The 25,904-nt window shown below is 52.5% G+C and carries 20 protein-coding genes and 1 riboswitch; of the genes, 8 read left to right on the plus strand and 12 right to left on the minus strand.

Features of this window, described 5'->3' with window-relative positions; all coding sequences use genetic code 11:
• Positions 1 to 391 precede the first annotated feature (391 nt).
• From atzF to AZF00_RS13640, 7 genes are all read right to left on the minus strand, one after another.
• Positions 392 to 2,206: an allophanate hydrolase gene (gene atzF, locus AZF00_RS13610; RefSeq protein WP_062384016.1), complete on the minus strand. Its 1,815-nt coding sequence runs from the start codon at positions 2,204 to 2,206 to the stop codon at positions 392 to 394.
• Positions 2,203 to 5,868 (minus strand): urea carboxylase, encoded by a 3,666-nt coding sequence (gene uca / locus AZF00_RS13615; protein ID WP_062384018.1) that lies wholly within the window; start codon positions 5,866 to 5,868, stop codon positions 2,203 to 2,205. The genes atzF and uca overlap by 4 nt, the downstream gene beginning before the upstream one ends.
• A 102-nt stretch (positions 5,869 to 5,970) precedes the next feature.
• Positions 5,971 to 6,612 carry an urea amidolyase associated protein UAAP2 gene (locus tag AZF00_RS13620; RefSeq protein WP_008248484.1) on the minus strand — a complete coding sequence of 214 codons (642 nt, stop codon included), beginning with the start codon at positions 6,610 to 6,612 and terminating at the stop codon, positions 5,971 to 5,973.
• A 15-nt stretch (positions 6,613 to 6,627) separates the two neighbouring features.
• Positions 6,628 to 7,338 (minus strand): urea amidolyase associated protein UAAP1, encoded by a 711-nt coding sequence (locus tag AZF00_RS13625; RefSeq protein WP_062384021.1) that lies wholly within the window; start codon positions 7,336 to 7,338, stop codon positions 6,628 to 6,630.
• 2 nt (positions 7,339 to 7,340) lie between these two features.
• On the minus strand, positions 7,341 to 8,117 hold the full coding sequence (locus AZF00_RS13630; protein WP_062384024.1) for an ABC transporter ATP-binding protein: 777 nt from the start codon (positions 8,115 to 8,117) through the stop codon (positions 7,341 to 7,343).
• Positions 8,114 to 8,938: an ABC transporter permease gene (locus AZF00_RS13635; RefSeq protein WP_008248478.1), complete on the minus strand. Its 825-nt coding sequence runs from the start codon at positions 8,936 to 8,938 to the stop codon at positions 8,114 to 8,116. The genes AZF00_RS13630 and AZF00_RS13635 overlap by 4 nt, the downstream gene beginning before the upstream one ends.
• Positions 8,939 to 9,087: 149 nt before the next feature.
• Positions 9,088 to 10,131 (minus strand): putative urea ABC transporter substrate-binding protein, encoded by a 1,044-nt coding sequence (locus AZF00_RS13640; RefSeq protein ID WP_008248476.1) that lies wholly within the window; start codon positions 10,129 to 10,131, stop codon positions 9,088 to 9,090.
• Between the two features lie 61 nt (positions 10,132 to 10,192).
• A riboswitch (guanidine-I (ykkC/yxkD leader) is annotated at positions 10,193 to 10,325 on the minus strand.
• A 306-nt stretch (positions 10,326 to 10,631) separates the two neighbouring features.
• Here AZF00_RS13640 and AZF00_RS13645 point away from each other — a divergent pair.
• The 3 genes from AZF00_RS13645 to AZF00_RS13655 all read left to right on the plus strand — a co-directional run bounded on the left by AZF00_RS13645 (position 10,632) and on the right by AZF00_RS13655 (position 15,944).
• Positions 10,632 to 12,455: an alkaline phosphatase PhoX gene (locus tag AZF00_RS13645; RefSeq protein ID WP_008248475.1), complete on the plus strand. Its 1,824-nt coding sequence runs from the start codon at positions 10,632 to 10,634 to the stop codon at positions 12,453 to 12,455.
• A gap of 67 nt (positions 12,456 to 12,522) precedes the next feature.
• On the plus strand, positions 12,523 to 14,247 hold the full coding sequence (locus tag AZF00_RS13650) for an Aq_1262 family (lipo)protein (RefSeq protein WP_008248471.1): 1,725 nt from the start codon (positions 12,523 to 12,525) through the stop codon (positions 14,245 to 14,247).
• Between the two features lie 41 nt (positions 14,248 to 14,288).
• Positions 14,289 to 15,944 (plus strand): alkaline phosphatase family protein, encoded by a 1,656-nt coding sequence (locus AZF00_RS13655; RefSeq protein ID WP_082793679.1) that lies wholly within the window; start codon positions 14,289 to 14,291, stop codon positions 15,942 to 15,944.
• 90 nt (positions 15,945 to 16,034) lie between these two features.
• Here the strand turns inward: AZF00_RS13655 and AZF00_RS13660 are convergent, their stop codons facing one another.
• The 5 genes from AZF00_RS13660 to AZF00_RS13680 form a co-directional block, all read right to left on the minus strand.
• Positions 16,035 to 16,352, minus strand: a complete 318-nt coding sequence (locus AZF00_RS13660) for a hypothetical protein (protein ID WP_008248468.1) — start codon at positions 16,350 to 16,352, stop codon at positions 16,035 to 16,037.
• Positions 16,353 to 16,758: 406 nt separating this feature from the next.
• Positions 16,759 to 17,460, minus strand: coding sequence for a phosphoglycolate phosphatase (locus AZF00_RS13665; RefSeq protein WP_062384026.1), 702 nt, complete (start codon positions 17,458 to 17,460; stop codon positions 16,759 to 16,761).
• Positions 17,457 to 18,125: a ribulose-phosphate 3-epimerase gene (gene rpe, locus AZF00_RS13670; RefSeq protein ID WP_008248464.1), complete on the minus strand. Its 669-nt coding sequence runs from the start codon at positions 18,123 to 18,125 to the stop codon at positions 17,457 to 17,459. Before rpe ends, AZF00_RS13665 begins: the two co-directional genes overlap by 4 nt.
• A 76-nt stretch (positions 18,126 to 18,201) precedes the next feature.
• Positions 18,202 to 18,912 carry an N-acetylmuramate alpha-1-phosphate uridylyltransferase MurU gene (gene murU, locus AZF00_RS13675; protein ID WP_062384028.1) on the minus strand — a complete coding sequence of 237 codons (711 nt, stop codon included), beginning with the start codon at positions 18,910 to 18,912 and terminating at the stop codon, positions 18,202 to 18,204.
• Positions 18,913 to 19,944 (minus strand): aminoglycoside phosphotransferase family protein, encoded by a 1,032-nt coding sequence (locus AZF00_RS13680; protein ID WP_082793680.1) that lies wholly within the window; start codon positions 19,942 to 19,944, stop codon positions 18,913 to 18,915.
• A 125-nt stretch (positions 19,945 to 20,069) separates the two neighbouring features.
• Between AZF00_RS13680 and AZF00_RS13685 the strand changes: the two genes are divergently transcribed.
• From AZF00_RS13685 to apaG, 5 genes are read left to right on the plus strand one after another with little or no spacing between them, the layout of a single operon-like run.
• On the plus strand, positions 20,070 to 22,460 hold the full coding sequence (locus AZF00_RS13685; protein WP_062384030.1) for an LPS-assembly protein LptD: 2,391 nt from the start codon (positions 20,070 to 20,072) through the stop codon (positions 22,458 to 22,460).
• Entirely contained in the window at positions 22,438 to 23,718 is a 1,281-nt protein-coding gene (locus tag AZF00_RS13690) for a peptidylprolyl isomerase (RefSeq protein WP_008248457.1), read from the plus strand. The genes AZF00_RS13685 and AZF00_RS13690 overlap by 23 nt, the downstream gene beginning before the upstream one ends.
• Positions 23,718 to 24,710, plus strand: coding sequence for a 4-hydroxythreonine-4-phosphate dehydrogenase PdxA (pdxA, locus tag AZF00_RS13695; protein ID WP_062384034.1), 993 nt, complete (start codon positions 23,718 to 23,720; stop codon positions 24,708 to 24,710). Before AZF00_RS13690 ends, pdxA begins: the two co-directional genes overlap by 1 nt.
• Positions 24,710 to 25,522 (plus strand): 16S rRNA (adenine(1518)-N(6)/adenine(1519)-N(6))-dimethyltransferase RsmA, encoded by an 813-nt coding sequence (gene rsmA, locus AZF00_RS13700; RefSeq protein WP_062384037.1) that lies wholly within the window; start codon positions 24,710 to 24,712, stop codon positions 25,520 to 25,522. The genes pdxA and rsmA overlap by 1 nt, the downstream gene beginning before the upstream one ends.
• A gap of 3 nt (positions 25,523 to 25,525) precedes the next feature.
• Positions 25,526 to 25,903, plus strand: a complete 378-nt coding sequence (gene apaG / locus AZF00_RS13705) for a Co2+/Mg2+ efflux facilitator ApaG/CorD (RefSeq protein WP_008248451.1) — start codon at positions 25,526 to 25,528, stop codon at positions 25,901 to 25,903.
• The last annotated feature ends 1 nt before the right edge of the window (position 25,904 follow it).

Here is a 25,904-nt window from a genome sequence, read left to right on the forward strand (position 1 = left end):
AAACCCAAAAAGACCAATAAATCCTACGAGCAAGCTACGCCTTCTTATTATCAACATTATTATAGACCCTACATATTTATTATTTGTATCCAGGAAAATAACGCCTCCTTGAAACTAGTTCTCGTGTCTACTAAAAATGTTTAATTAAAATTACATTCAGCAAACATACGTATTATCAGTAAATGCGTGAAACACCATGGGTGCCTCACAAGATTTATCTCATCGAAAACTAACACTGATAAAACATGGTGAGTAGCTACTGATTTCCGTACTAGCATGGGTAATATGAATTTAATAACGAGGGAGGCACAATTTGCATAGTCCGGAATCGGCTATTAAGCGATCTACAGACTTAATAGCGATCCATATTTCAAACCTGAAAATAATTGAGTTAACTTCCTTTCCCGAGATACCCCCGCCACCCGCCGAAATGGCTAATGTCTTCTGCTCCCGCCAAACCGGAGGCTTCGCAGATAAAGCCACTCACCTGGCTGCCATCTGCCAGCGTGACTTTACCGATTCCCAAAGGCGCAGGAATGCCCGCGACAAAGCTGCCGAATTCGCTGGCGGGTAGCGACCACACTTCTACTTCAATTGCTTGGCCTTCTCCCGCTGGCGCAATCACCATACCTGGCCTAAATGGCGGGCCACCAGCCAGCGCATAGAGTTTGTAATTTGGCGCCGATGTGGTTTTTTCAAGCAGGTAGCCTCCGCGCTCGGTGAGCTGCCAATTTAGTGGCTGACCTTGTAAGTGAGCGCCGCACACTGCCACGGCTATGCGCTGCTGGTTAGCAACAGGGCTCGCCGCAGTCGGCTGGAAGGCGCCTTGATCTTTGCCCAGCGGCAATTGGAAATACTGTTGCATGCGATTGGCGATCGACAGCAGGCGGCGATCGGTAAAGGCCTCACCAATTAAGGTCACGCCAAAGGGGAAGGCACTCGCTGTGAAACCGGTCGGCACTGCCACCCCCGCCAGATCGAAGAGGTTCATGTAATTGGTGTAGTAGCCAAGATTGCTATTTAACTTAATGGGGTCGGCGTTTACGGCGTCGATGCTATAGGGCCGACCTGCGGTTGGGCTTAATAAACAATCTACCGACGCTAACACTGAGGTCGCGGCTTTGCGCAGGGCTTTTAAACGGTACTGGGCTTGGAAGGCGTCTACCGCCGAACTCTTAGCGCCGCCGCCGATAATGGTTTGAATAACTGGCAGCATGGCCTGAGGATTATCTTGAATCAGCGGCGTGGTCGCAATATAGCGCTCTGCGACCCACGGCCCTTCGTAGAGTAGCCGCGCCGCTTCTATAAAGGGCGCAAAATCCACTTCGATAATTTCTACACCTTGTTCTTTTAAGGCGGTGATCGTTTCCTCGTAGCTAGCTTGATAATCGCTGTGGCCAAAAAAGGCGAGCTGATTCTCTGGCAATACGCCGATTCGCAGCATCCCCTGCCACGCGCCGTAATGCCGCGCCTGGTTGGCAAAAGGATTTACGCGGCTATAGGCATCGCTGGCGTCTTCGCCCTCGGCAACCGCCAACAGTGTATTGGCATCGTCGCAGTGCAGCGCAAAAATGGTGATGCAGTCCAAGGAGCGGCAAGCGGGCAACATGCCGCTGGCCGACAGCAAACCAATACTGGGTTTGACGCCAACTAAATTATTGAAGCAGGCGGGCACTCGACCTGAGCCAGCGGTATCTGTGCCCAATGAAAAACTGGCCATGCCCAAGGCAACCGAAACCGCCGAACCGGCACTGGAGCCACCGCTGACCATGCTCGGATCAAAGCTGTTTTTACATGCGCCGTAAGGCGAGCGCACGCCAACCAAGCCAGTCGCAAATTGATCGAGGTTACTTTTGCCCACCGGAATTGCGCCAGCGTCAATTAAGCGCTGCACCACAAAGGCGGAGCGTTCTGGTATATAGCTAAATTCTGGGCAGGCTGCCGTCGTCGGCACCCCCGCCAAATCGATATTATCTTTAATGGCAAAGGGAATTCCGTATAGCGGCAGCGCGTGTATATCCGCTTGTTCCAGCCTTAAAAAATAAGCTTCTAACTCTGCCGCCGTTAGGGCGTGAATCCAAATATTGTGTTCGCGATACTGTTCGATGCGCTCGCCAATGGTCGCAAATACCTCGCGCGGCGTCAGACTGCCGCTCAAATATTGCGCGCGGAGATCCGTCAAACTTAAAGAACAAGTGATACTCATGATAATGCCTCCAAAATCAGCAGAGATTGGCCAGCACTTACGCGGGCACCTTCACGCAATAATTGTTTTTTAACACGACCGGCCTCGGGAGCAAGTATCGCAATTTCCATTTTCATGGATTCCAAGAGCAGCAGCGGCTGCCCTTCTTTAACAATATCGCCCTCTGCTACCAACAGCTGCCAGACACTGCCCGCCACTGAGCTGTCGACGGGAATTTCGCCCTCGGCCAAAGTGACAATATCAACATTGTCGACAATCTCCGGCGCTTGGTAATGAAATTCGCCATCGGCATGCCAGCGCGCTAACTCCTCGGCAAAGGCCTGCTCGCGCTTCGCGTTGTGACTGGCAATCTCATCGCCATTTTCTTGCAACATGGTTTGATAGTCAGCAAGCGAGAATTCACCCTCTTCAATCCGCAGGGGGTATTTACCCAGCGGGAAGTCATTACGGATTTGCAGCAGCTCGTCTTGCTCAACCTCGTAAAAACGAATTTGATCAAAGAAGCGCAGCAAATACGGTTCGGTAAATTCGGCGGTGCGCCGGTAGCGATTCCACATTTGCAGGGTACGGCCAATAAATTGGTAGCCGCCAGGACCTTCCATACCGTATACACAGAGATAAGAACCGCCGATACCCACCGAGTTTTCGGCGGTCCAGGTGCGCGCTGGATTGTATTTGGTGGTAACCAGACGATGGCGCGGATCAACCGGTGTTGCCACTGGCGCGCCTAAATACACATCGCCCAAGCCCATCACCAAATACGCCGCGTTAAAGACAATATCCTTCACCGCTGCGATATCGTCGAGGCCATTTATGCGACGAATAAACTCTAAATTGCTTGGGCACCACGGTGCATTTTCACGCACCGATTGCTGGTATTTTTCAATGGCCAATTGGCAGGCGGCATCGTCCCAGCTCAGCGGTAAATACACGGTGCGCGACGGCACATTGAGGTGTTCCAGTTGCTTAGACAAATACGCTTCTGCCGCCACTAATTTATCTAGCACGGCGGCCAAGCTAATTTTCATGGAATCGTAGTGCAGTTGCAGCGAGCGTATGCCAGGTGTGAGTTCGATTACGCCGGCAATCGGGTTTTGCTGCAAATACTGCATTAAGGCGTGGGCGCGAAAGCGCAGGCGAACATCCAGTTCTTGGGCGCCGTATTCCACCAGCAAGAAATGATCACCAGCAACGCGATAAACCACATCATCGCCGACCTCGTCGGCACTTAGCTGCCGCACTATAGGCGATGGCAAGGTCGTCAAGGGGTAGGCCTCGGGGCCAGGTGGCGACATATCGCTTAAGGTCAGGCGTTGAAACTTCTCGGCGGCCACCGCGTCGTTCACACTCACCGCCACAAAACGGATTTTGTCACCAGCGCGGAGCTGGCCGAGCTTCCAGAGATCGGCAGTAATTACCGTGGCGGGGCAAACAAAGCCCCCCAGTGAGGGGCCGTCGGGGCCGAGAATAACCGGCATATCGCCGGTAAAATCGACGGTGCCAAAGGCATAGGCATTGTCGTGAATATTCGATGGGTGCATACCGGCTTCGCCGCCACTGCTCCGCGCCCAGCTTGGCTTGGGGCCGATCAAACGCACGCCGGTGCGACTCGAGTTGTAGTGCACTTCCCAGCTCGCCGCAAAAAATTCGCTAATATCGCCATCGGTAAAAAAGTCTGGCGCGCCGTGGGGGCCGTAAATCACCCGCAATTCCCAGTCGTTACCAATCGCTGGTTTAAGAACATTTGGCAATGGCCGCGGCGCAACGCTATTGTTTGGCGCCGCTTCACACAGCGATAACACATCGCCAACCCGCAGTGCGCGACCACTGTGACCACCAAACTGACCCAAGGTGAAGGTAGACCGCGAGCCCAAATACTCGGGGCATTGAATTCCCCCCGCCACCGCCAAATAGGCGCGCGCACCGGCCACAATGCGACCCAAGGCCAAGGTTTGCCCCGCTTTAATATTAATAACTTGCCACAGCGCCGAGGCTGATTCGCCCTTAGGATCTATGACGTGGGTATCTGCACAAAAATGCTGGCAGCTAAGGGGCTGACCATCAATTGTTACCGGAATTTCGGCGCCGCCAATCACCACCTGAGTATCCACACTAAATAATAAGCTTGGGCCCTGCAGGGTGATTTCCAAACCCGCTGCGCGAGGATCATTGCCCAAGACACAATTGGCCATACGGAAGGAATAGCTGTCGAAGGGGCCAGACGGCGGCACACCCACATTCCAGTAGCCCAGCCTTGCGGGGTAGTCCTGCACGGTGGTTTGGGTGCCCGCTTGCACCACATCTATACGCCGTGGCTGCCAGCTAAAATCATTTAAATAGCGAGTAGTGAGCTGGCCGCTGATTAGCACGCTGTCGTTGAGCAAGGCGCGCAAATAATCGCGGTTAGTGACAATGCCGTAGAGTTCGGTGTCGGCCAGCGCGGTGCGCAAGCCCGCAAGCGCCGCTTCGCGGTTGTCGCCATGGAAAATAACTTTAGCCAGCATGGGGTCAAAATACGGCGACACCTCTAAGCCGCTGTCTAGCCAATGGTCAATACGCAAACCGTCAGCCACCGGAAACGCGACTTTGCTCAGCAGCCCTGCGCAAGGTTGAAACTGCTTGTAAGGGTCTTCTGCATACACCCGCACTTGCACGGCGTGGCCCTTGGCAGATAAGCCGCTCCGCAGCTGATCTAACTCGGGTAAATCGCCGCTGGCTTGCATCAGCATCCACTTAACTAAGTCTACGCCCCACACCGCTTCGGTCACCCCGTGCTCTACTTGCAGGCGGGTATTCACTTCTAAAAAATAAAATTGCTCGGTGTCGGGGTCGTAAATAAATTCTACGGTGCCCGCATTGCGGTAGTTCACCGCGGCCAATAATTTTTCGGAAAGTGAATACAGGCGCTGACGCACGCTGTCGGGTAAATTCGGCGCGGGGCATTCTTCTACCACTTTTTGGTTGCGGCGCTGGGCAGAGCAATCCCGCTCGCCGATGGCCACCACCTGACCTTCGCCGTCGCCAAAAACCTGCACTTCGATATGCCGCGCGCGGGCAATAAATTTCTCTAGAAACACACTGTCGTCGGCAAAATTATTGCTGCCGAGTTTTTTTACTTTATCAAAACTGCCGCGCAGCTCGGCTTCGCTATGGCAGATCTGCATACCAATACCGCCGCCGCCTGCGGTGCTCTTAAGAATAATGGGGTAGCCAATGGCCGCCGCTTCGCTAACTGCCGTTTCAAGATCGGCCAATAAGCCGGTGCCTGGCGGTAGTGGTACACCCACGCCTTCGGCAATATCCCGCGCGCGGTGCTTTAGGCCAAAGCTTTGCATTTGCTCGGCAGTTGGGCCAATAAAGGCGATATTGGCAGCTTCGCAGGCCGCGACAAAACCGGCGTTTTCGCTGAGAAATCCGTAGCCAGGATGAATAGCCTCGGCGCCACAGGCTTTGGCAATGGCTAAAATTTTAGCGGCATCGAGATACGTTTCGGCGGCGCCACCCTCGCCAAGGCTATAGGCTTCATCGGCATTGCGCACATGCATGCTGCGCGCATCGGCTTCGGCATACACCGCCACCGCAATAACATCGAGCTCTTTAAGGCTGCGAATAATCCGTGTGGCAATCGCGCCGCGATTGGCAATCAAGACTTTAGTGAACATAGCAATCCTTTACGGGCCGTCCCGTGGCACTTTACGACAGTGGCCGTCCACTGAAGTGATTTAAAAAGTCAGATGTCGTACGTCGGGCGTCGGACCTTGTGCTTAAGTATTCCAAACGAGGTATTCAATTGGCGTTGGGTTATAGGCGTTGCAGGGGTTGTTTAATTGCGGGCAGTTGGAGATCAGCACATAGATATCCATCAGTGCTTTTAGCTCCACGTATTTACCTGGCGCAGAAATACCGTCGGCAAAACTCAGGCCGCCCGCTTCGGTTACCGGCACATTCATAAAGAAATTAATGTTATGACTGATGTCGCGTTTGCTCAGACCGTACTCGGGCTTTTCGGCAATGGCGAGCATCCAGCTGTCACGGCAGGCGTGCATGCAGCGCTTTTCTAAATCGTAGCGCACGGTATTGCTCTCGGTGGCGCAGGCGCCGCCCAAGGTGTCGTGGCGCCCGCAGGTGTCGGCGACAATTTCGAGCATGGCGCGATTTTCATTGCTGCGCAAAATGGAACCGGCAGTGAGGTAGACATTGCCCTGTTCGCGAATGGTATCGGTCGCGCTATAGCGCTCACTGGGATTCGCCGCGCTATAAAACAAGGTGTCTGCAGCTTGGTTACCTTCTAAATCTAAAATCCGAAAGGTTTGCCCCGCATCAACTTTGCCGAGGTAATAATCGCCCGCGCCGACGGTCATCGAAAACACGGCGGTGTCGGCCTGTAATTGACTTGCTTTAATCATCTTCAATCCTCCGCCTTAGGCGCCCAAGTAATACAGGGCGTTATTGGCAAAACCCCGCGCATTTTCTGGGCAGTGGTTTAGGCATTCGTCATCCTCGGCAACGGCGGCGGCCAAATCAAGCTCGATACCAATGCGGTGTTTTGGATATGTCTCTGCCTTGCTATAGGGATGGGGGCAGCTATGCAGTAGGACCAAGGTATCCATTTCAAAGCGCAGCGTGACCGTGTCGCCAATATTGCTGCCCGACGGCGCCAAGGCCATATTGCCCTCGGCGTCGGTCATCACTTTGCTAAACCAATTGAGATTAGCCGCCATGTCTGCCGCGCCTAAACCGTATTTGGCCAGCTCGACCAGAAAGGCATCGTAGCCATTTTGGTGCCAGTCGTTGCGGTCAGTTTGGTAGTCCCGCGCGCCCCATTTCTCGGCAATATGACTGGCGTGGCTATTGCCACATACCGTGTCGTGCCAGCCAAAACTGTCTGAGGTAATTGATGCAAAAATTCGGCCCATATCCGAGTACAGGCAATGGCCCTGAGTTAATTTAAAGGTGTGCTGGCACTTGAGTGTGTCGGGTGCGTTATAGCGCTCCAGTAAATTGCGGGGGTTGTAAAACAACATTCCGACATTGCTAGCACCGCTTAAATCCCGCAGGGTCAGTTGCGTACCCCGCCGCAGCTCCAGTGACCAGTGGCCACCTGGCGCTAATTCTGTTGTGTAATTTTGCATTGCTATATTTCCTCCGCCTGCTTATTGGCAGACAGACTCCCGTCTATTTCTTCAAGTAATTCTGGTTCGCAGGCGCCGACCGGCAGGTCGTAGGTAATACCTGCGCCATAGGCATTGGGGGCCTGTGGGTCGACCCGCAGTTTGTCGAATACCCACAGACGGGTGCCAAGGTGAAAGCCTTCTTTTAGATCGTGGGTGACCATAAACACGGTGAGTTTGTGTTTGCGCCACAAATTTAAAACCAGCTCGTGCATATCGGCGCGAATACCGGGGTCGAGGGCACCAAAGGGTTCGTCTAATAATAAAATGCGCGGTTTTAAAATAAGGGCTTGAGCAATCGCCAAGCGCTGACGCATGCCCCCAGACAGTTCATCTGGGTAGCGATGCAACATGTGACTTAAGCCAACAATATTGAGTAAGTCTGCCGCCTCTTCCCGCGCGGCTTTCTTCCCTGCGCCCCATAAAAAACCTAATTTACTGCGTTCAAAAGCGCGGGCAATCGCCACGTTTTCTAATACTGTTAAGTGCGGAAAAACCGAGTACTGCTGAAATACCACACCGCGACCCGAATCGGGTTCGTTCGGTATTGCTTTGCCGTCCAGCAAAATACTACCTTGCGACGGCGAATCAGTGCCCAGTAGCATTCGCAAGAAAGTGCTTTTACCGCAGCCAGAGGCACCAACCAGGGTAACGAACTCACCTTCTTTTACCGTGGCCGAAATATTTTCCAAAATAATGTTGTCGTCGAAGCGTTTCCAAACATTGCGAATTTCAATCATGACTTGCCCTCCTGCTGGGCATGCCAAGGGAAGGCAACGGCGCTGAGTTTGGCGAGGGCGTAATCGATAATAAAGGCCAGCAGGGCGATCCACGCCACATAGGGCAGGATCACATCCATAGACAAATAGCGCCGAACTAAAAACACGCGGTAGCCCAAGCCGTCAGTCGAAGCGATGGCCTCAGCAGCAATTAGGAATAACCACGCCGAGCCCAAGGACAAGCGCACTGCATCTATCAAGCGCGGCAGCAATTGCGGAATTAACACCCGCACAATAATTTGCCAGCTATTGGCACCCAAGGTTTGGGCTTTGACGAGTTGCTCGCGAGGAATTTCTAAACTGCGCTTTTGAATATCGCGGGCGATAAACGGGGTAATACCAATGGCGATCAAGGCAACTTTAGACACCTCGCCCAAGCCGAACACAATAAACAATACTGGCAACAAGGCCATTGGCGGCACCAGCGACACCACGGTAAGCAGCGGCGCAAAGCTGGCATTGACGACCGGCAAGGCGCCGGTCAGCAAACCGAATAACATACCCAGAGACGCGGCTATCGCCATACCAATGCCCAAACGACGCAAACTGCTTAGGGTGTCTTGCCAAAATAAATAGTCGCCACTGCGCTTGCTCGGCTCAAAGGCCAAGCGATTAATAGCATCGCCCATTTGGGTGAAGCTCGGCAGTAATTTGTCTTGGGGGTTTTCAGCAAGCCGCGCGTCAGATGCCGAGATATACAGCAGTAAAATCACTGCAAAAGGCAGTAGGGCTAGACCAATCCGCCATACTCGACTGGGTCGTACATTGATCAGTCGTTTCATAAATTTGCTAAACCCGAGTGCATACGCTGTTGGCAAAGCGAAAGGTGGTTGAAGGTAGGCGCATCCCTGCGCCTGATTGTTGTTACCCGTAATCTACAGGCTTAGTCTCCCTCCCTGTTGTTGGAGGGTGATCTCGTCAAACGCGAGATTTACAGTTTGCCGTCTGCCGCCATTTGCATATAGCTGGGGTCAAAACGGAGTTTGATATTGGCTTTGTTACCATAAACACCAGATGGGGTTTCAATGCCGATAAAGCCAGCGTCGGGTGCACCGTCACCTAGCAAGCCGTGGGCAAAGGAAAATTCCGCCACATTCTTCATGGTGGTTTTTAAGGCCGCACTCTTGGTAAAGGCAACTGCTTCTGCGGGCGTGTAAAACATTTGGGTACTCGCCAACTGGGCTTCGTAACCGGCTAAATCGGTGCCCGATGCCACACCCATGGTAGTGCGCGCTGCAATTCCGGTTTTATCCTTGGCGCTCATGGTGGCCATGATTTCATACCATGCGCCGGTCAATGCTTTGCCCAATTTCGGATTGGCTTTCAAGACCTCGGTGTTAATAACCATTAAGTCGATTATTTCACCTGGAATTTGCGAGGAATCAAAAACCTTATTCGCTCCTGGCATGCTGGTAATTTCGCTAAGCAGTGGATTCCACGTTGCCACCGACGTAACCCCGTCGGTGGGGAATACCGCGACCATATCAGCGTCGGAGGTGTTTACCACGGTAACGTCTGACTCGCTCATGCCCACGCTCTCTAAACCGCGAGCGAGCAGGTAGTGAGAAACGCTCAGCTCAACCAAATTTACGCGCTGACCTTTAATGTCTTTGAGTTTGTCGGAGCCTTTTAAGACCACACCGTCATTGCCGTTAGAGAAGTCGCCAACAATCAGGGCCGTGCTATCGACGCCGCCAGCAGCAGGAATGGTGAGGGCATCCATATTGGTCATGGCGCAGGCGGCAAATTCGCCCGTGGTGTATTGGTTAATGGATTCGATGTAATCGTTGATTTGTACCACTTCGATATCGAGGTCGTACTTTTTAGCCCACTTATCCATGATCTTCTGCTCGGCGGCATAGCCCCAAGGCATCCAACCCACATAAATTGACCAACACACCTTAAAGCTATCGGTAGCTGCAGCAGAAAACGAAGAAAATGTGAGTGTAAGCAGTAAAGCGGAAAGTCGCTTCATCGTTGAACCTCCAGAGGTTTCACACGGTTTCATAGAGCACTCCTGGCGCATATCGCCGTTCGTCTCCCGGGCTTTTGTCCCGCCGTGTAACCTTCTTGCAGCCTAGCCACGTACTCTGAAGGTCGAAAGCTCTCGGACCAGTCGTTGCTTTACCTATAGAAATAGTCGCAACCGGAACCCTAGCTTTCCATTTTTTGTGTCGTGTCCAATGCCACCAAGAGTGCGGACACAAAACACTATACACATTACATGCCAAACACCGTAATGGCCCATTATTAATACATTAACGGTAATTTAAAGGCAAATAAGGCATCCAATAAGTGCAAATTAGTGCACCAAATAAGGATGGACGCACCATATTGAGTCGCTCATGTTTTGGCTGAGCGCCTTGTCATAAAAACGCACTAATACTGACATTTTATCGTCCCTATTCTGTAACAGCCCCCACCTACACTGATGCGGTTTTAAATATCTCCTACCCACCAACGACGGGAATAATTATGAAAAGGGCATTATTACAACTCTCTATAGCGAGCATTCTCGCAGCGGGCCTGAGCGCTTGTGGCGGTGACGATGGTGACCGCGGCCCCGCCGGTGTAGACGGCGCCGCTGGCAACCCAGGTTCGGCTGGCGCGCCAGGATCAGCTGGTGCACCCGGCGCAAATGGAAATGATGGCAAGGACGGCCTAGAAGGTGCAGCCCTAAAGCGTTTTGCCTCAGCGCCATTGGGTGCGGAGTTTACCGGCTTGTTCGTTAATAGCGACGGCGTGTTGTTCAGCAACATCCAGCACCCAAGCGGCTCCAACACCACCATGGATGTCGACGGCAAGACTATTGATAAGGGCACCATCGGCGCATTTATGAATGTCGATGTAAATAATCTCGGCAATGTCGCCGCCATGGACTTCCCTATTACCACCGCCGATAAAGAGCGAGTACTCAGCGCCGCCGGTACCTACATGGTACTGGCGCAGCAAAACGATGACCTCGCCAGCGGCAAACAAATGGGCGACATCGTTGCGGCAGATGGCAGCACGGTATTAAAAAGCTCTAACGACCCCGACTTTAACGCGGCGGTTTCTGATGGCGGCACCGGTTACTTTCTGTATTCCAACTGGGAAGATCGACCCGGCGGCATGAGCCGCATCAAACTGAGCAGTACCTATGCGGTTACTCAGGAGGGAATGTTAGATTTCTCGTCTGTTAAAGGCACGTGGGTTAACTGCTTTGGCACATTGAGCCCCTGGGGCACGCCATTAACATCTGAAGAGCTGTATTTTGACAACACCGCCAACTGGTATAGCGCCACCAACAACGAAGCCAAATCCATTGCCGAATATCGCGGTTTCCCAACCGACGGCAGTGGTAACTGGGGCAATCCCTACGACTACGGTTATATCGTAGAAATTGGCACCGGCGGCACTGTTGCCGCTGCTGACGTGGCCAATGTCACCATGAACAAGCTAGAACTCATGGGCCGCTTCTCCCACGAGAACGCGGTAGTCATGCCAGATTTACGCACTGTGTTCTTAAGCGATGACGGCAGCGGCACCGTATTGTTTAAGTTTGTAGCAGACAACCCCAGCGACATGAGCTCAGGTTCACTCTACGCAGCTAAAGCTACGCAATCTGCCGGTGTTAAGGACCCTGCTGAAGCCGCTTTCGCCATTGAGTGGATTAATATCGCCACGGGTAATGAAGCCACCATCGAAGCGGCTATCGCTAGCTTTAACGGCACTTTAGCCGATGCCAAGCAAATTACCACACAGCAAATCAATGACTACGCCGAGTCAAAATTGAACGCCGACCTCGACACTAGCGGCACGGTGGCCAGCAATCCGTTTACTGACGACCGTATTGGTTTTCTTGAGAGCCGCAAAGCAGCCGCAGCAATGGGTGCAACTGCCGAGTTCAATAAAATGGAAGGCGTTAATATCAACTTCGGTCTTGCCGATAGTTGGTGGAATAACGGCGCCGCCGATGGCAAACAAGCCTATATGTATATGGCCATGTCCGACACCACGAGCACCATGTCAGATAGCAGCGGCGCAATTCAGCTAGACGGCACTCACGGCAAATGTGGCGCGGTTTACCGAATGAAACTGGTCAAAAACAGTGCAGGCTTAGTCGATATCAAGACCCTCTCACCGGCGATTGTTGGCGGCCCCTACGACGGCAGCCGCAGCACCAACCGCTGTAACATAAATAACATATCCAACCCCGATAATCTGGTGGTTCTCGACGATGGCCGAGTATTAATCGGTGAAGACACCGGTAATCACCAAAACAATATTATTTGGTTGTTTGAAGACCCCGCTCTGTAAAACCCGCGTGTTACAGCAGTTTAGAGGGCGGATTTATCCGCCCTCTTTTTTTATTGGTAAGGAATCCATGAAAGCGCTCATTCTTATTTTTCTTTTCATTTTAGCCGCCTGTGACGCATCGCCTAAAGACAAGCTAAATGCAGTACAGCACGAACCAGTGGCAACAGATGCTAGCGTGCTAACACAGCTCAAATTTCCCCGAACAATTGCGGCCGGTAGTCAGGGGATATTACGCCTACCACCGAGCGACACCCTCTACAATGCCGAGGCAGTGATTCCCCCCCAGTGCTATACCAAGCACGAAGGGCAATACAACCCCTGCATGACCTGCCACCAGAGCTACCCCTACCGCAGCCGCCCCAACACTATGAACGACAGCAATTTGCAAAGCGTGTATGCCTTTTCTGATTTGGGCCTAAGCAACCATTGGCAAAATTTATTTGAAGATCGTCGGCAAACAATGGCTGAGATCAGCGACCAACAGGTTATCGATTATCTTTACACCGACAATTACAGCCCATTAATTGATCAACTAAAAAACACGACGGATTGGCAGGGCCCCATTCCCGAGATTAAAAATTTGCACCTAGGCGCGGCGGCCTTCGACCACCACGGCATCGCCAAAGACGGCAGTCACTGGGTTGCCTTTAATTACAAACCACTACCCAGTACTTTTTGGCCCACCAATGGTTCTACCGACGATGTGATGATTCGCCTACCGGCTAAATTCCGGCAATCGTCCTGTCAAAACAGCCCAGAATCCCGAGACGCCTATCTGGCCAATCTCTCGATTTTAGAAATGGCGATTAAAGATCTCGATCAAATTTCGCTACCCGATATTGATGAAAACGCAGTGTGTCAGGACCTAAATGCCGACGGAAAATTAGGTATCATCCAAACGTTGCACCGCCCAAGCCACTATATTGGCGGTGCCGCTGACGAAGTCCTTAGCCCCATGCTCTACCCTCTTGGCACCGAATTTTTACACTCGGTGCGGTACGTCGGCATCGATAAGAGCGGCGCCATTGGCCTACCCCCGCGCATGAAAGAACTGCGCTATATGCGCAAATATGACTACTACAATCCAAATCACTTGGTGTCCAAATACGGCAACGAATATCAAGAGAAAGTCGAAGGCCTGCTACCGCAATTTATTCATCGTGGCGACCAAGGCACCGATAATAGTTTTGGCTGGATGTTATTGGGATTTATTGAAAACCAACAAGGTCAGCTGCGCAAACAAAGCGATGAGGAGCAATTGTTTTGTATGGGCTGCCATACCACTATCGGCTCGACTATCGATCAAACCTTTGCCTTTGCTCGCAAGGTGACTGGCGCCGAGGGTTGGTCCTATATCGACTTAGTCGGCATGCCCGACGCCCCAAATGTAGACACCCCAAATGCGAATGAAGGCGAAATTGCCCATTATTTGCGTACCGTCGGCGGCGGTAATGAATTTAGAGAAAACAATGAAATTCGCCAACGCTTTTTTAATGCTGATGGCAGCCTTAATACTACAGCGGTACAGGGACTGGATGTGTACCAGCTTATTACGCCGTCGCTACGCCGCGCGCTAGATTTGAATAAGGCTTATATGAGCATTGTTGCCGACCAAGATTTTATTCATGGTCGTGACGCCAATTTAAAGCCGGTAACAAATGTGCATAAGGAAATTGATCCCGAAACGACGCCAGTACTTCCAGGAGATAAAGCCGTGCAGTGGGACATTCGCTTGCAATGGACAAACGAGGAAAAAATAAAGAACACAGCGCTTCCGTTAAGTACAAAATAATTAGATAGTGGCCAATGACTGCACAGAACTCAGGGGCAACAATGACGCGCAAATACAACACATTAACAATAGCGCTAGCAGCGAGCGTAGCCACACTCATGCTAGCAGCTTGCAGCGACGGCAAAATATCGCCGTCCGTCACACCAAGTAAAGCCCAAAGTACAGCGCTGCTCACACACCAAAGCAGCGCGCCATTAATTGCCAATACTCTACAAAACCAATGGTATCTTGACGCCGCAAGCACCGTTGCCAGCAAACCCCTAGGCGAAGCTGAGCGCGGCAAGGCGCGTAATATTATTTTATTTTTAGGCGACGGTATGAGTATCGCCACGATCACCGCCGCGCGAATTCTCGCCGGACAGCGCTTAGGTCAAAGCGGCGAGGAATACGCGCTGAGTTTTGAGTCGTTCCCCTACACCGGTTTAGCTAAAACCTACAATGTCGATTCACAGACCCCCGATTCCGCTGGCACCATGACCGCCATTGTATCGGGCCTAAAAACCGATGCCGGGGTGCTCGGTGTCGATGAAAACGTCATTCCCGGCAACTGCCAAAGCCTTGCGGGAAATGAAGTGATCAGCGCCTTGGAGTTAGCTGAGCTAGCCGGTAAAGCGACGGGTATTATCTCCACCGCCAGAATTACCCACGCCACCCCCGCCGCAACCTATGCCAAAACAGCTGATCGCGACTGGGAGGCCGACAGTGACCTACCTGACGCCGCAAAAGCGGCGGGCTGTAAAGATATCGCCAGCCAATTAATCGATTTTGAAAAAAATCTAGAAGCCCGTATTCCCGGCGCCGACGTCGACGGCATTGAGGTGGTAATGGGCGGTGGTCGACGTGCGTTTATCGATAAAACCGACGCCAGTGGCGAAGGTCATCGGCAGGATGGCCGCAATTTAATCCAGGAGTGGCAACGGCAGTACCGCGATGGCAACTACCTCCAAAATGCAGCTGATTTACAGGCAATTAAACCAAACGCAACAGGCAAGATTTTGGGTTTGTTTAATCCAACGCATATGCAGTATGAGTCAAACCGCGACACCAGCAACGGCGGTGAACCCTCGCTACAAGCAATGACCGCCGCCGCAATAACGCGACTAAGCCAGAACCCCAGCGGGTATTTTCTTATGGTCGAGGGCGGTCGCATCGATCATGCCCACCACGCTGGCAATGCCTATAACGCCTTAAATGAAACCATTGCCTTCGCAGATGCCGTCGCGACTGCCATGACATTTAGCAATTCCGACGACACTTTAATTATAGTGACCGCAGACCACGGTCACGTCTTCAGCTTTAGTGGTTACCCCAAGCGTGGCAACCCTATTTTAGGGAAAGTGGTAGGCGTTGGCAGTGATACTCCGACGCTGGCCGCCGATGGCATGCCCTACACCACATTGAGCTATAGCAATGGCCGGGGATTTCAAAACCTAGGCACCGACAACAATGCTGATACCGCATACCAACAAGAAATACAGGCTGGCCGCCACAACCTAGAGGATATCGACACCGAAACCAGCGGCTTTCACCAAGAAGCCCTAATCCCCCTTTCTGCCGAAACCCACTCTGGCGAAGATGTGGCCATTTACGCCCGTGGCCCAGGCGCCGCGCTTGTTAGTGGCAGTAACGAGCAGAGCTTGATATTTCATGTAATAAATTACGCTGCAGATTTTTTGCGCAGCCCGGCAAGTCATTAAACCCTGAACAAGGGTTTCTCGCAGACATAAAAAAGGCGTACCGCCATTACAGCAATACGCCCAAAAAAGACCTAAAGGGTGGGTAAAAATTTACTTCGCAGAAACCTGTAACTGTTTGTGGTAACGAACTAGCTGGTTATAGTGATCTGCCGTTTCTTCTAACCGCGCTACCGCCGCGTTGTAGACAAAATCGTCAGAGTAACCCTCACAAACTTCCAATCCTTGTGATGCGCGGTCAAGGTATTCCTCAACGGCAAATTTCAGGTTTGGCATATCTTCAACTGCGCTTGCGCTTACCTCAGGTAAACTCGGCGGATTCATTACCGCAGCCAGTGCGCAGTTCGCATAACTATTCAATGACACAAATGCCAAAGCAGCCAATACGCTGCCTAATATTAACTTCTTCATCAGATACACCTCGCGCTACAAAGCACAAATTCTAATAACAATAGTTATGATACCAAAATACACACTTATATCCACAGAAAAATTGACACATCGTCAACAAATGCGTCGAAATAAATATAAATCCTTTATTATCAATTGGTTAATATTAATCAAAACTTGCGCCAAAACCTATTACGTTACAATTAACCGCATTGTGTCGTTGGGTATATTCCTCCCACAAAACCTAAATGAGAAGATCAGCCACAAATGCCAGCAAAATACAGAAGCGAGGAATAAATTTACCAGGCAACCAACCGCATAGGGCATTTACGGCCAAGAAGAAGCAAATAGTTTAAGAGGGAGGACGCTGGCCGCAGCAACGAGCGGACAGCATTCCAAACGGTGACCAAGGGTGGGGCTAGCTAGCTCAGCGGACGTTACCGCGAAGATCAAGAAAACGATCTACCAATAGATCTGGCTCGGCGTCTGCTACCGGCGCACCGTGATTGTAACCATAACTCACACACGCAACGGGCATACCCGCCGCCCGCGCCGCCGCGACATCATTCACGGAATCCCCAACCATCACGGTATTGGCAAGCGGCACCCCTAGCTGCTGGCACGCCAAAAACAATGGCGCGGGATCGGGTTTACGCACTGCCAAGGTGTCACCGCCGACCAAGACCGGCATCAGCTCTTCCAGGCCAAAGTGGGCAAGAATAGGCTGACTGAATCTGGCAGGCTTATTAGTCACACAAGCCATTTTAATACCCTTGGCCTGCCAATGCCTTAAGGCCTCACGCACGCCAGGGTAAAGCACGGTTTGCTCACACGTCTGCTTGCCATAGTGTTCAAAAAACACCGCAAGCAACTGATCGACCAAGGCGGCGTCTAACGATTGCTCAGGCACCTCAAGCGCAAAGGCCAAGCCGCGCTGTACCAGCTTGCGGGCGCCATTACCGACCCAACCCCGCACCCGACCAACACCGGCAGGCACATAATTGAGTTGCTCCAAACTTGCGTCTAGCGCCGCGGCCAAATCCGGCACACTGTCGATAAGCGTGCCATCCAAATCAAATAAAATGGCCTGTAACTCACGACCATCTAAAAGATCTTGTAATGCACTCATACGCCAGCCAATTCGTTCCGCATTTTTTCAATCGTTTCACTGTAGTCGCCACCATTAAAAATTGCTGAGCCAGCCACAAAGGTATCTGCCCCTGCGGCCGCCACTTGAGCAATATTTTTAGCCGAGATACCGCCATCCACTTCAAGGCGAATATCCCGACCAGAGGCGTCGATCAACGCCCGCACTTCTTTAATTTTGTCGAGGGTCGAGGGAATAAAGCTCTGTCCACCAAAGCCAGGGTTCACCGACATCAGCAAAATCATATCGAGCTTATCCATGACATATTTCAATACGTCAGGACCAACCGCAGGATTCAACACCAAGCCCGCCTTACAGCCAGCATCGCGGATCATCTGCAGCGAGCGATCAACATGGGTTGTGGCATCAGGGTGAAAAGTAATGATACTTGCGCCCGCTTCAGCAAAATCGGCAATCATGCGATCAACTGGCGAAACCATCAAATGCACATCAATTGGCGCTTTCACACCGTGCTTGCGCAAGGCCTTGCACACCATGGGCCCAATAGTCAGATTCGGCACATAGTGATTATCCATTACATCAAAGTGAACAATATCCGCACCAGCCTCCAGCACCGCGTCAACTTCCGCGCCTAAACAAGCGAAGTTTGCCGATAATATCGATGGGGCTATCCAGTAATCTGCCATTTTAGTTTCCTGAAAAATTGAGGCGCTAGTTTAATGCGCAAACCATTACGGTATCTATAAGTACATAATCGGTATTTTACGGCACTTTCGGCGCTGAATCAGCAGGCCTAGGCGACGCACTTAAAAAGTCGTCGAGATCAGCCAATCGCTGGGGCGTACCGATATCCCACCAATGACCTTGAAACAATTCACCGCTGAGACCGCCACTGGCTATCGCGCTCTGCATAAGCGGTTTTAAGGCGCGCTGCCCTTGGGTCAAGCCCCGAAACATCGACGGGCGCCATACGCTAATACCCGAAAAAGTATGGCGGGGCCCAAGGTCGTCCTCAGTCACCAAGCCAGCGTCGGTCAGCGCAAAATCACCACTAGGGTGATGAGGCGGATTTTCAATCAGCACGAGATGCGCCGCTTGCGGCCGACAGTTTAATAGGCGGCTAAAATCAAAATCCGTCCAAACATCGCCGTTGACCAATAAAAATGGCGCGTCGTCGTCACTGTCTAAGTAAGGCAAGGCTTGGACGATGCCCCCGGCGGTTTCCAGCGGCTGCTCTTCTCTGGACAAGTGAATGCGAAGACCATAGCCGTTGGCGGAACCAAGGTAGTCTTGAACTTGGTCGGCGAGCCAGGAACAATTCACCACCACCTCACTCACGCCTGCGGCGGCCAGTTTGGCCAAATGAAAATCAATGAGCGGACGACCGCCAGCCCGCAACAGCGGCTTAGGGCAGTGATCGGTCAGCGGCCGCATCCGCGTCCCCAGCCCTGCGGCCAAGATCATGGCTTTCATTTAGTCAGCGTCCTTAAACCAGCTTTGCTGACAGATTAGCGGCATTAACTTACTGTCAAACCACGCCAAAAACTCATCAAACTCCGGGTAGCGACTGGCGATGCTCAAGGTGTATTCCAACACCAGCGGCAAATCAGCAAGATACCCAGACTTACCGTCGCGCAAATTCAAACGGGCAAATATACCAAGCACCTTGATGTGGCGCTGTAAGCCCATCCAGTCCACATCTTGGCAAAACTCTGCTTCAGAGCGCCCCGCCAGCAGGCCCGCTTGCATTGCCATGCGGCGATACACGCTAATCCAATCATCCACCAACTCTTCTGGCCAACTGATATAGCAATCGCGGATCAGCGACACCAAATCGTAACTAATAGGGCCGACCACGGCATCTTGAAAATCAATCATGCCCAGACGTTCATCAGCCAACACCATTAAATTGCGGCTGTGAAAATCCCGATGAACCAAGACCTGGGGCTGAGCAAGCGCGCGCTGGCTCAACAGGGAAAACACCGCATCGAGCATCACACGCTCGGCGCTATCGAGCTGATAACCCAGCAGACCGCCCACAAACCACTCGGGGAACAGCTTCATTTCAGTAGTTAGCCGCGCTTCATCGTACGCGGGCAAACTGTGCTGTTCACTCGGTATGCGCTGCATGGCCAACATCACGCCAAAGGCTTGTTTATAGTAATGATCTGCCGCTGCACTGCTCACCAGTAATGGCAACAGCAACTGGTCGCCAAAATCTTCTTGCAATAAGAAGCCTCGCGGCTTGTCCCAGCCCAACAACGCCGGCACTCTGGCAACATGTTTGTGCAATAGAGCCTGCACGGTCGCAAACGCCAAGTTATCTTCTTTATCTGGCGGCGCGTGCACCGCAATCACACTGCCGCCGTCATTAAGCTGCAATCGATAATAACGGCGAAAACTGGCGTCGCCAGACACCACTGCCAAGACATTTGCCGCATCCGCAGGACTGAGCGACAGTTGCTGCAGACACCAACTGTGTAATTCTTTCAATATGTGATCCATTTTTATTCCGTTAAAAGCCAGAATTTCTGGCCTTTTATACTCTCAGGCGGGCATCCTAGCAGAGAATGCTTTATTATCCACCTTCGCCAATCCGGGCTCCATCGCCAAAATAAAACCATTAACCGATGCCAGTGCTTCGCCTACTTACTCTCGCCCTTATCGCCACGGCCAGTAGCGCCGCTTTAGCGCAGAATACGACGTCTGAAACTTGTGGCGATACCAGCAATGCGGCGCTCAGCGGTGACATCAGCAATTTGCCCGCCTATTACCAGCATTGGCACTGGGTACCCAATAGTCATTTGACCAAAACGGCACGCTGCGGTCTCACCCCCGGCTGTCAGGGGCGGTTTATTGAGCCCGCCAGAAACTGGGACGGCGCTGGCATCACGCCCCTAAGCGCGCCCCTCAACGTCTCCGCCGACACCATCGAGTCCATCGGCGCCAAAGCCACCATGACCGGCGACGTGCAATTGCGCAAAGGCGATCTCAGCTTAGATGCTGGCTATGCCCAGTACAATCGCAGCAATAGCACGGTGTTACTCCGCGACAATGTCGTCTTACGTCAACCGGGCATACTGCTTCGCGGCCAATTCGCCCAAATTGACACTAATCGCGGCTTAGGCGAACTACAACAAGCTGAAATCTTAAGCTTCCAAACCGGCGCCCGGGGCACCGCTGAGCGCATTGCAAGACCCGATTACAGCCGCTTTGAAATGGACGGTGCCAGCTACACTCAGTGCACCCCCGACAATGAAACATGGTCACTCCACGCCGACAGCATTGTCCTAGACTACGACAGTGGCCGAGGCGTCGCCCGGGGCACCAGCATTCGCGTTTATGACGTTCCCGTGTTTTACAGCCCCTATCTAAACTTCCCGGTAGATGATCGCCGGGCCACTGGCTTTTTATTCCCATCTATTGGTCTCGCCAGTAACAGCTTGGACATTTCTACGCCTTACTACCTGAACCTTGCGCCAAATTACGACGCGATTATTGCACCACGATTTATCGAAAATCGTGGTGAAGCGCTAGAAACCGAATTCCGGTACCTAAATCGCTACAGTGAATGGGCCGTCAGCAGTAGCTACTTGCCAAACGACCAAAGCGAGAACATTGATCGCTGGCTGATCGACGTTAAAGAAGAAGGGTTTGTCAGCGAGCAGTGGGGAACGGAAATTGACTATACCAAGGTCAGCGACATCGACTATTTCTCTGATCTTGGCCTCGCTAACTTGGCGATTAAACGCAGCACCCACCTGAATCAACAGGGCGCATTGAACTATACCTCAGACAACTGGCGCGGCCGCTTAGAGGTGCAGCGCTATCAGACAATCGCGGTGGTAGAAGATCCATACCAGAAGCTGCCCCAGCTACGTTTAAATTATCAGTCTCCCGCAAAAAACTTCCAGCTCGAACCCATTATCGAGTTCGAATACACCCAGTTTGACCACCGCGATAGCTTGCGCGAGGGCGGCACCAAGGTTACCGGCGAGCGGGTCTACGCAACCGCCGGCACCAGCTTCCCTATGCGCTGGCGCTGGGGGTTCATTGAGCCCGCGGTAAAAAGCCGAATGGTCAACTATGAGCTTGAAGACGCGCAACTTGCTGGCATTGACGCCAGCCCCAGCGCCAGCAGCGCTTTGTTCAGCGTTGATAGCGGCTTGTATTTCGAGCGCGAGCTAAGTATCAGCGACCAAGCTTGGACCCAAACCTTAGAGCCGCGCTTATTTTACCGCTATTCGGAACACGAAGAGCAGAGCGATCAACCCGACTTTGACAGCGCCGCGCTAACCTTTACCTACCAGCAATTATTTCGCGACACCCGCTTTACCGGGCACGACCGTCTCGACGACGCCAATCAGGTCGCCCTCGGCATCAGCAGCCGCTTTATTAACAATGCTGCAGGGCGTGAAGTATTAACCGCCAGCGTCGGCCAGCTCCATTATTTTGACGACGGCAAGGTTCAGCTGCCCGGAGACGATATTCGCAAAAGCAGTAACTCTGACTTTGCCGCCCAATTTCGCCTTTTACCTGATGACAATCGTTGGTTCAGCGTTGATCTTCTGTATGATGCACGGCAAGGGGTGCTTAATCAGAGCAATCTGGGCTACCATCAGCGCGGCGACAATGGCGCGCTGTTCAATATTGGCTACACCTTCCGCCGCGAAGGTAATGAATTTGGCGGACTGGAAAACAATATCAAGCAGGGCGACGCCTCCGTAAGTCTGCCGCTAAACAGTCAGTGGAAACTGTTTGCCAAGACTCAATACGATTTTGAAGACAACCGCCCTGTTGAAAACTTGATTGGCGCCGAGTATCAAAACTGTTGCTGGCTGAGCAGAGTGGTTTATCAACGCGCGCTGGAACCCGACGACAATAGCGGGTCTAACACCAGTGGCACCGACAACAACTCGGCGGTGCTCATTGAATTTCAATTGAAAGGACTGGGTGGGCTTGGCACCGCAGTAACCAGTGTTCTTAAGGAAAGTATTTTTGGCTACCTATCTGATGAATAATATGCGTTTACTCAAAACCTTAACTGCCACGCTAATGATTGTTTTAGCGCCCCTGGCTCAAGCTGAGACCAAATGGCTGGATAAAATTGTCGCCATTGTCGATGACGACATCATTCTGGCCAGTGAACTCGATACCCGTATAGACAGTATTACGGCAAATATTGAGCGCTCTGGTAAAGAAGGGCCGCCACCGGAGCAGCTTCGCAAAGAAGTTCTGGATTTGCTCATTTTAGAAAATATCCAGCTACAGCTTGCCAACCGCTACGGCGTGCGCATTGAAGACGAAGAACTCAATGCCGCAGTAGCCAGAATTGCCGCAGGCAACAACCTGACCCTAGCCCAGTTCCAGCAGGCGCTTACTGCCAGTGGCGCCTCGTATCTCGCGGTGCGCGAGCAAATCGCCAAGGAAATGATTCTCCAACGCGTGCAAATGGGCAATGTTAGCCAGCGCATTCAAATCAGCGACCAAGAAATCCAAAGCTTCCTAAAATCCGAGGAAGGCCGCCAGCGGACCGCGCCGGAATACCACTTTTCACACGTACTTATTCCGGTTGACTCCGACGCCAGCCCGGCCCAGCGCCAACAAGCCGAAGCCAGAGCGAAAGCTCTGAGCGCCAAAATGCGCGCGGGTAAAAATATCGACAACGCCAACGACGCGATTAGCATCAGCGACCTAGGCTGGCGCAAAAGCACTGAACTGCCGTCGCTGTTTACCGACGTTGCCGCCAAGATGAACGACCTCGACGTTTCAGACCCAATTCAAAGTGCTAGCGGCTATCATATTATCCAGTTACTGGAGAGCCGCGGTGTAAAGCAAATGGTCAAGCAAACTCGTGCCAGCCACATCTTGCTCAAACCATCCGCAATCCGCAGCGAAGCGCAAACCGTTGCCCTTGCTAAAGAATTGCGCCAGCGCATTCTCAATGGCGAATCCTTCCGCGACCTTGCCAAAGAGTACTCTGAAGACATCGGCTCCGCCCAAGAAGGCGGTGACCTCGGCTGGACCACCCCCGGCCAACTCGTACCAGAATTTCAGAAAGCCATGGATGAAACCGCACCGGGTGAAGTTCATGAACCCATTGCATCAGACTACGGCTGGCATATTATTAAAGTCATTGAGCGCCGCAATCAGGATGTAACCAAAGAAATGCGCAAGCAAATTGCTCGCAATATCATCCACGAACGCAAATATGCCGACGAACTGGACATCTGGCTGCGCAAAATTCGCAGCGAGGCCTTTGTCGACATCAAAATTTGATGCCAAGCCGCATTGCTATCACCCCCGGCGAACCTGCCGGGGTCGGCCCAGAACTCCTCGTTAAGCTTGCGCAAGAAAACTACGACGCCGAACTCGTAGCCTTTGCCGATCCGGCGCTGCTAATGCAACGCGCCGCCGCCATTGGCCTGCCCCTGCAATGCCTGCCCTGTGACCTTGACGCGCCCGCTCAAGCTCACCGTAGCGGCCAGCTAAAAGTCGTCGATATTGCCCTGCACAGCCCAGTGCAAGCTGGGCAACTCAACACCGCCAACGCCGCCTACGTATTAGAAACCCTGCGCCAAGCTACCGACGCCTGTTTAAACAAGCAATGTCAGGCACTGGTCACCGGCCCTGTGCAAAAATCCGTAATCAACGACGCTGGTATCGCCTTTAGTGGTCACACTGAATTTCTTGAAGAGCGCTGCGCTGCCGACAAAGTCGTCATGATGCTCGCCACCGAGCAATTGCGCGTCGCGTTAGTTACCACCCACCTGCCCTTGAGCGCCGTTCCCGCTGCGATCACCACCGCCACGTTACAGCGCGTGACCGAGATACTGCACCACAGCCTGCAAAGCCAATTCGGCTGTGAGCGCCCTCGTATATTAGTGCTTGGCCTAAACCCCCATGCCGGTGAAGGCGGGCATATGGGCAGAGAAGAAATTGACACTATCATCCCTTGCCTCGACGCCCTGCGCCAGCGCGGCTGGCTGCTCGAAGGTCCCATGCCCGCCGACACCGCCTTCACACCCCGGCATTTAGCCAACTGTGACGCGGTATTGGCCATGTACCACGACCAAGGCCTGCCGGTACTTAAGTACCAAGGCTTTGGTCGCGCAGTGAACATCACTCTCGGCCTACCCATTATTCGCACCTCGGTAGACCACGGCACCGCACTCGACCTCGCCGGAAGCGGCTCGGCCGACGTCGGCAGTTTTAACGCCGCACTCAACAGTGCTATTGAAATGACTCAGCACAGCAGGAAACACCTTTAATGCAATCCCCAGCTCCACACCGGGCGCGCAAACGCTTCGGCCAAAACTTTCTTCACGACCAAGGCATCATTCGCGGCATCGTACGCGCGGTTTCACCGCTAGCGGGTCAGCGCTTACTGGAAATCGGCCCTGGCCAAGGGGCAATTACCGCCACGATCCTCGATACCGATTGCCAGCTCGACGTTATTGAGATCGACCGCGATCTCGTGCAAATTTTGACGGATAAATTTTCTAGTCACGACAACTTCCGCATTCACGAAGGCGATGCCCTAAAATTTGATATTGGCGCACTAGCGGGCACAGAAAAGCTGCGGGTGGTGGGCAATCTGCCCTACAATATTTCTACCCCGCTCATATTCCATTTGCTTAGCGCCCACGACTGCATCAGCGACATGCACTTTATGCTACAAAAAGAAGTGGTCGAGCGGCTCGCTGCTGGCCCCGGCAGTAAAACCTACGGTCGCCTTAGTATTATGGCGCAATACTATTGTGCAATTGAATCGCTCTTTGATGTGCCACCCGAAGCCTTTTCCCCCCAACCTAAGGTACAATCCGCCATCGTTCGGCTAACACCCTATACTCAGCCTCCCTTTCCGGCCAAAGACGTTAAACTATTACAACGAGTCGTTCGCGACGCCTTTAATCAACGTCGCAAGACCTTGCGTAATACCCTTAAGGGCTTAATCAGTAGCGAGGGCCTGGAGGCACTGGGCTTAGACCCAGGTATTAGACCAGAAAACGTTAGCCTAGAAAGCTATGTTGCGATTGCCAACGCCGTTGGTGACGCACAAGAAAATGATATTGCGGAGTAAGAAATGCCAGATTCAGCCCCTGTCGACATTCAGGTAGAAAGCCAATTTCTGCCAGACCAATCGGTGCCGGAAGAACAGCGCTTTGCCTTCGCCTACACCATCACCATCCGCAATACGGGTGAAGAGGCCGTGCGCCTGATCAATCGCCACTGGATAATTACTGATGGCGCAAATCAAGTTCAAGAAGTACAGGGCGAAGGCGTTATTGGCAAGCAGCCACTTATCGAACCCGGCCAGTCGTTTAGTTACACCTCTGGCGCCGTGATAGAAACCGCCGTGGGCACCATGGAAGGCAGTTACGAAATGATCAGCGCCTCCGGTCGGCCCTTTATTGCACCCATCGGCATATTTTCACTAGTCCGGCCCTCGGCGCTGCACTAAA

It is taken from the genome of Zhongshania aliphaticivorans (genome assembly GCF_001586255.1).
Taxonomy (GTDB): domain Bacteria; phylum Pseudomonadota; class Gammaproteobacteria; order Pseudomonadales; family Spongiibacteraceae; genus Spongiibacter; species Spongiibacter aliphaticivorans.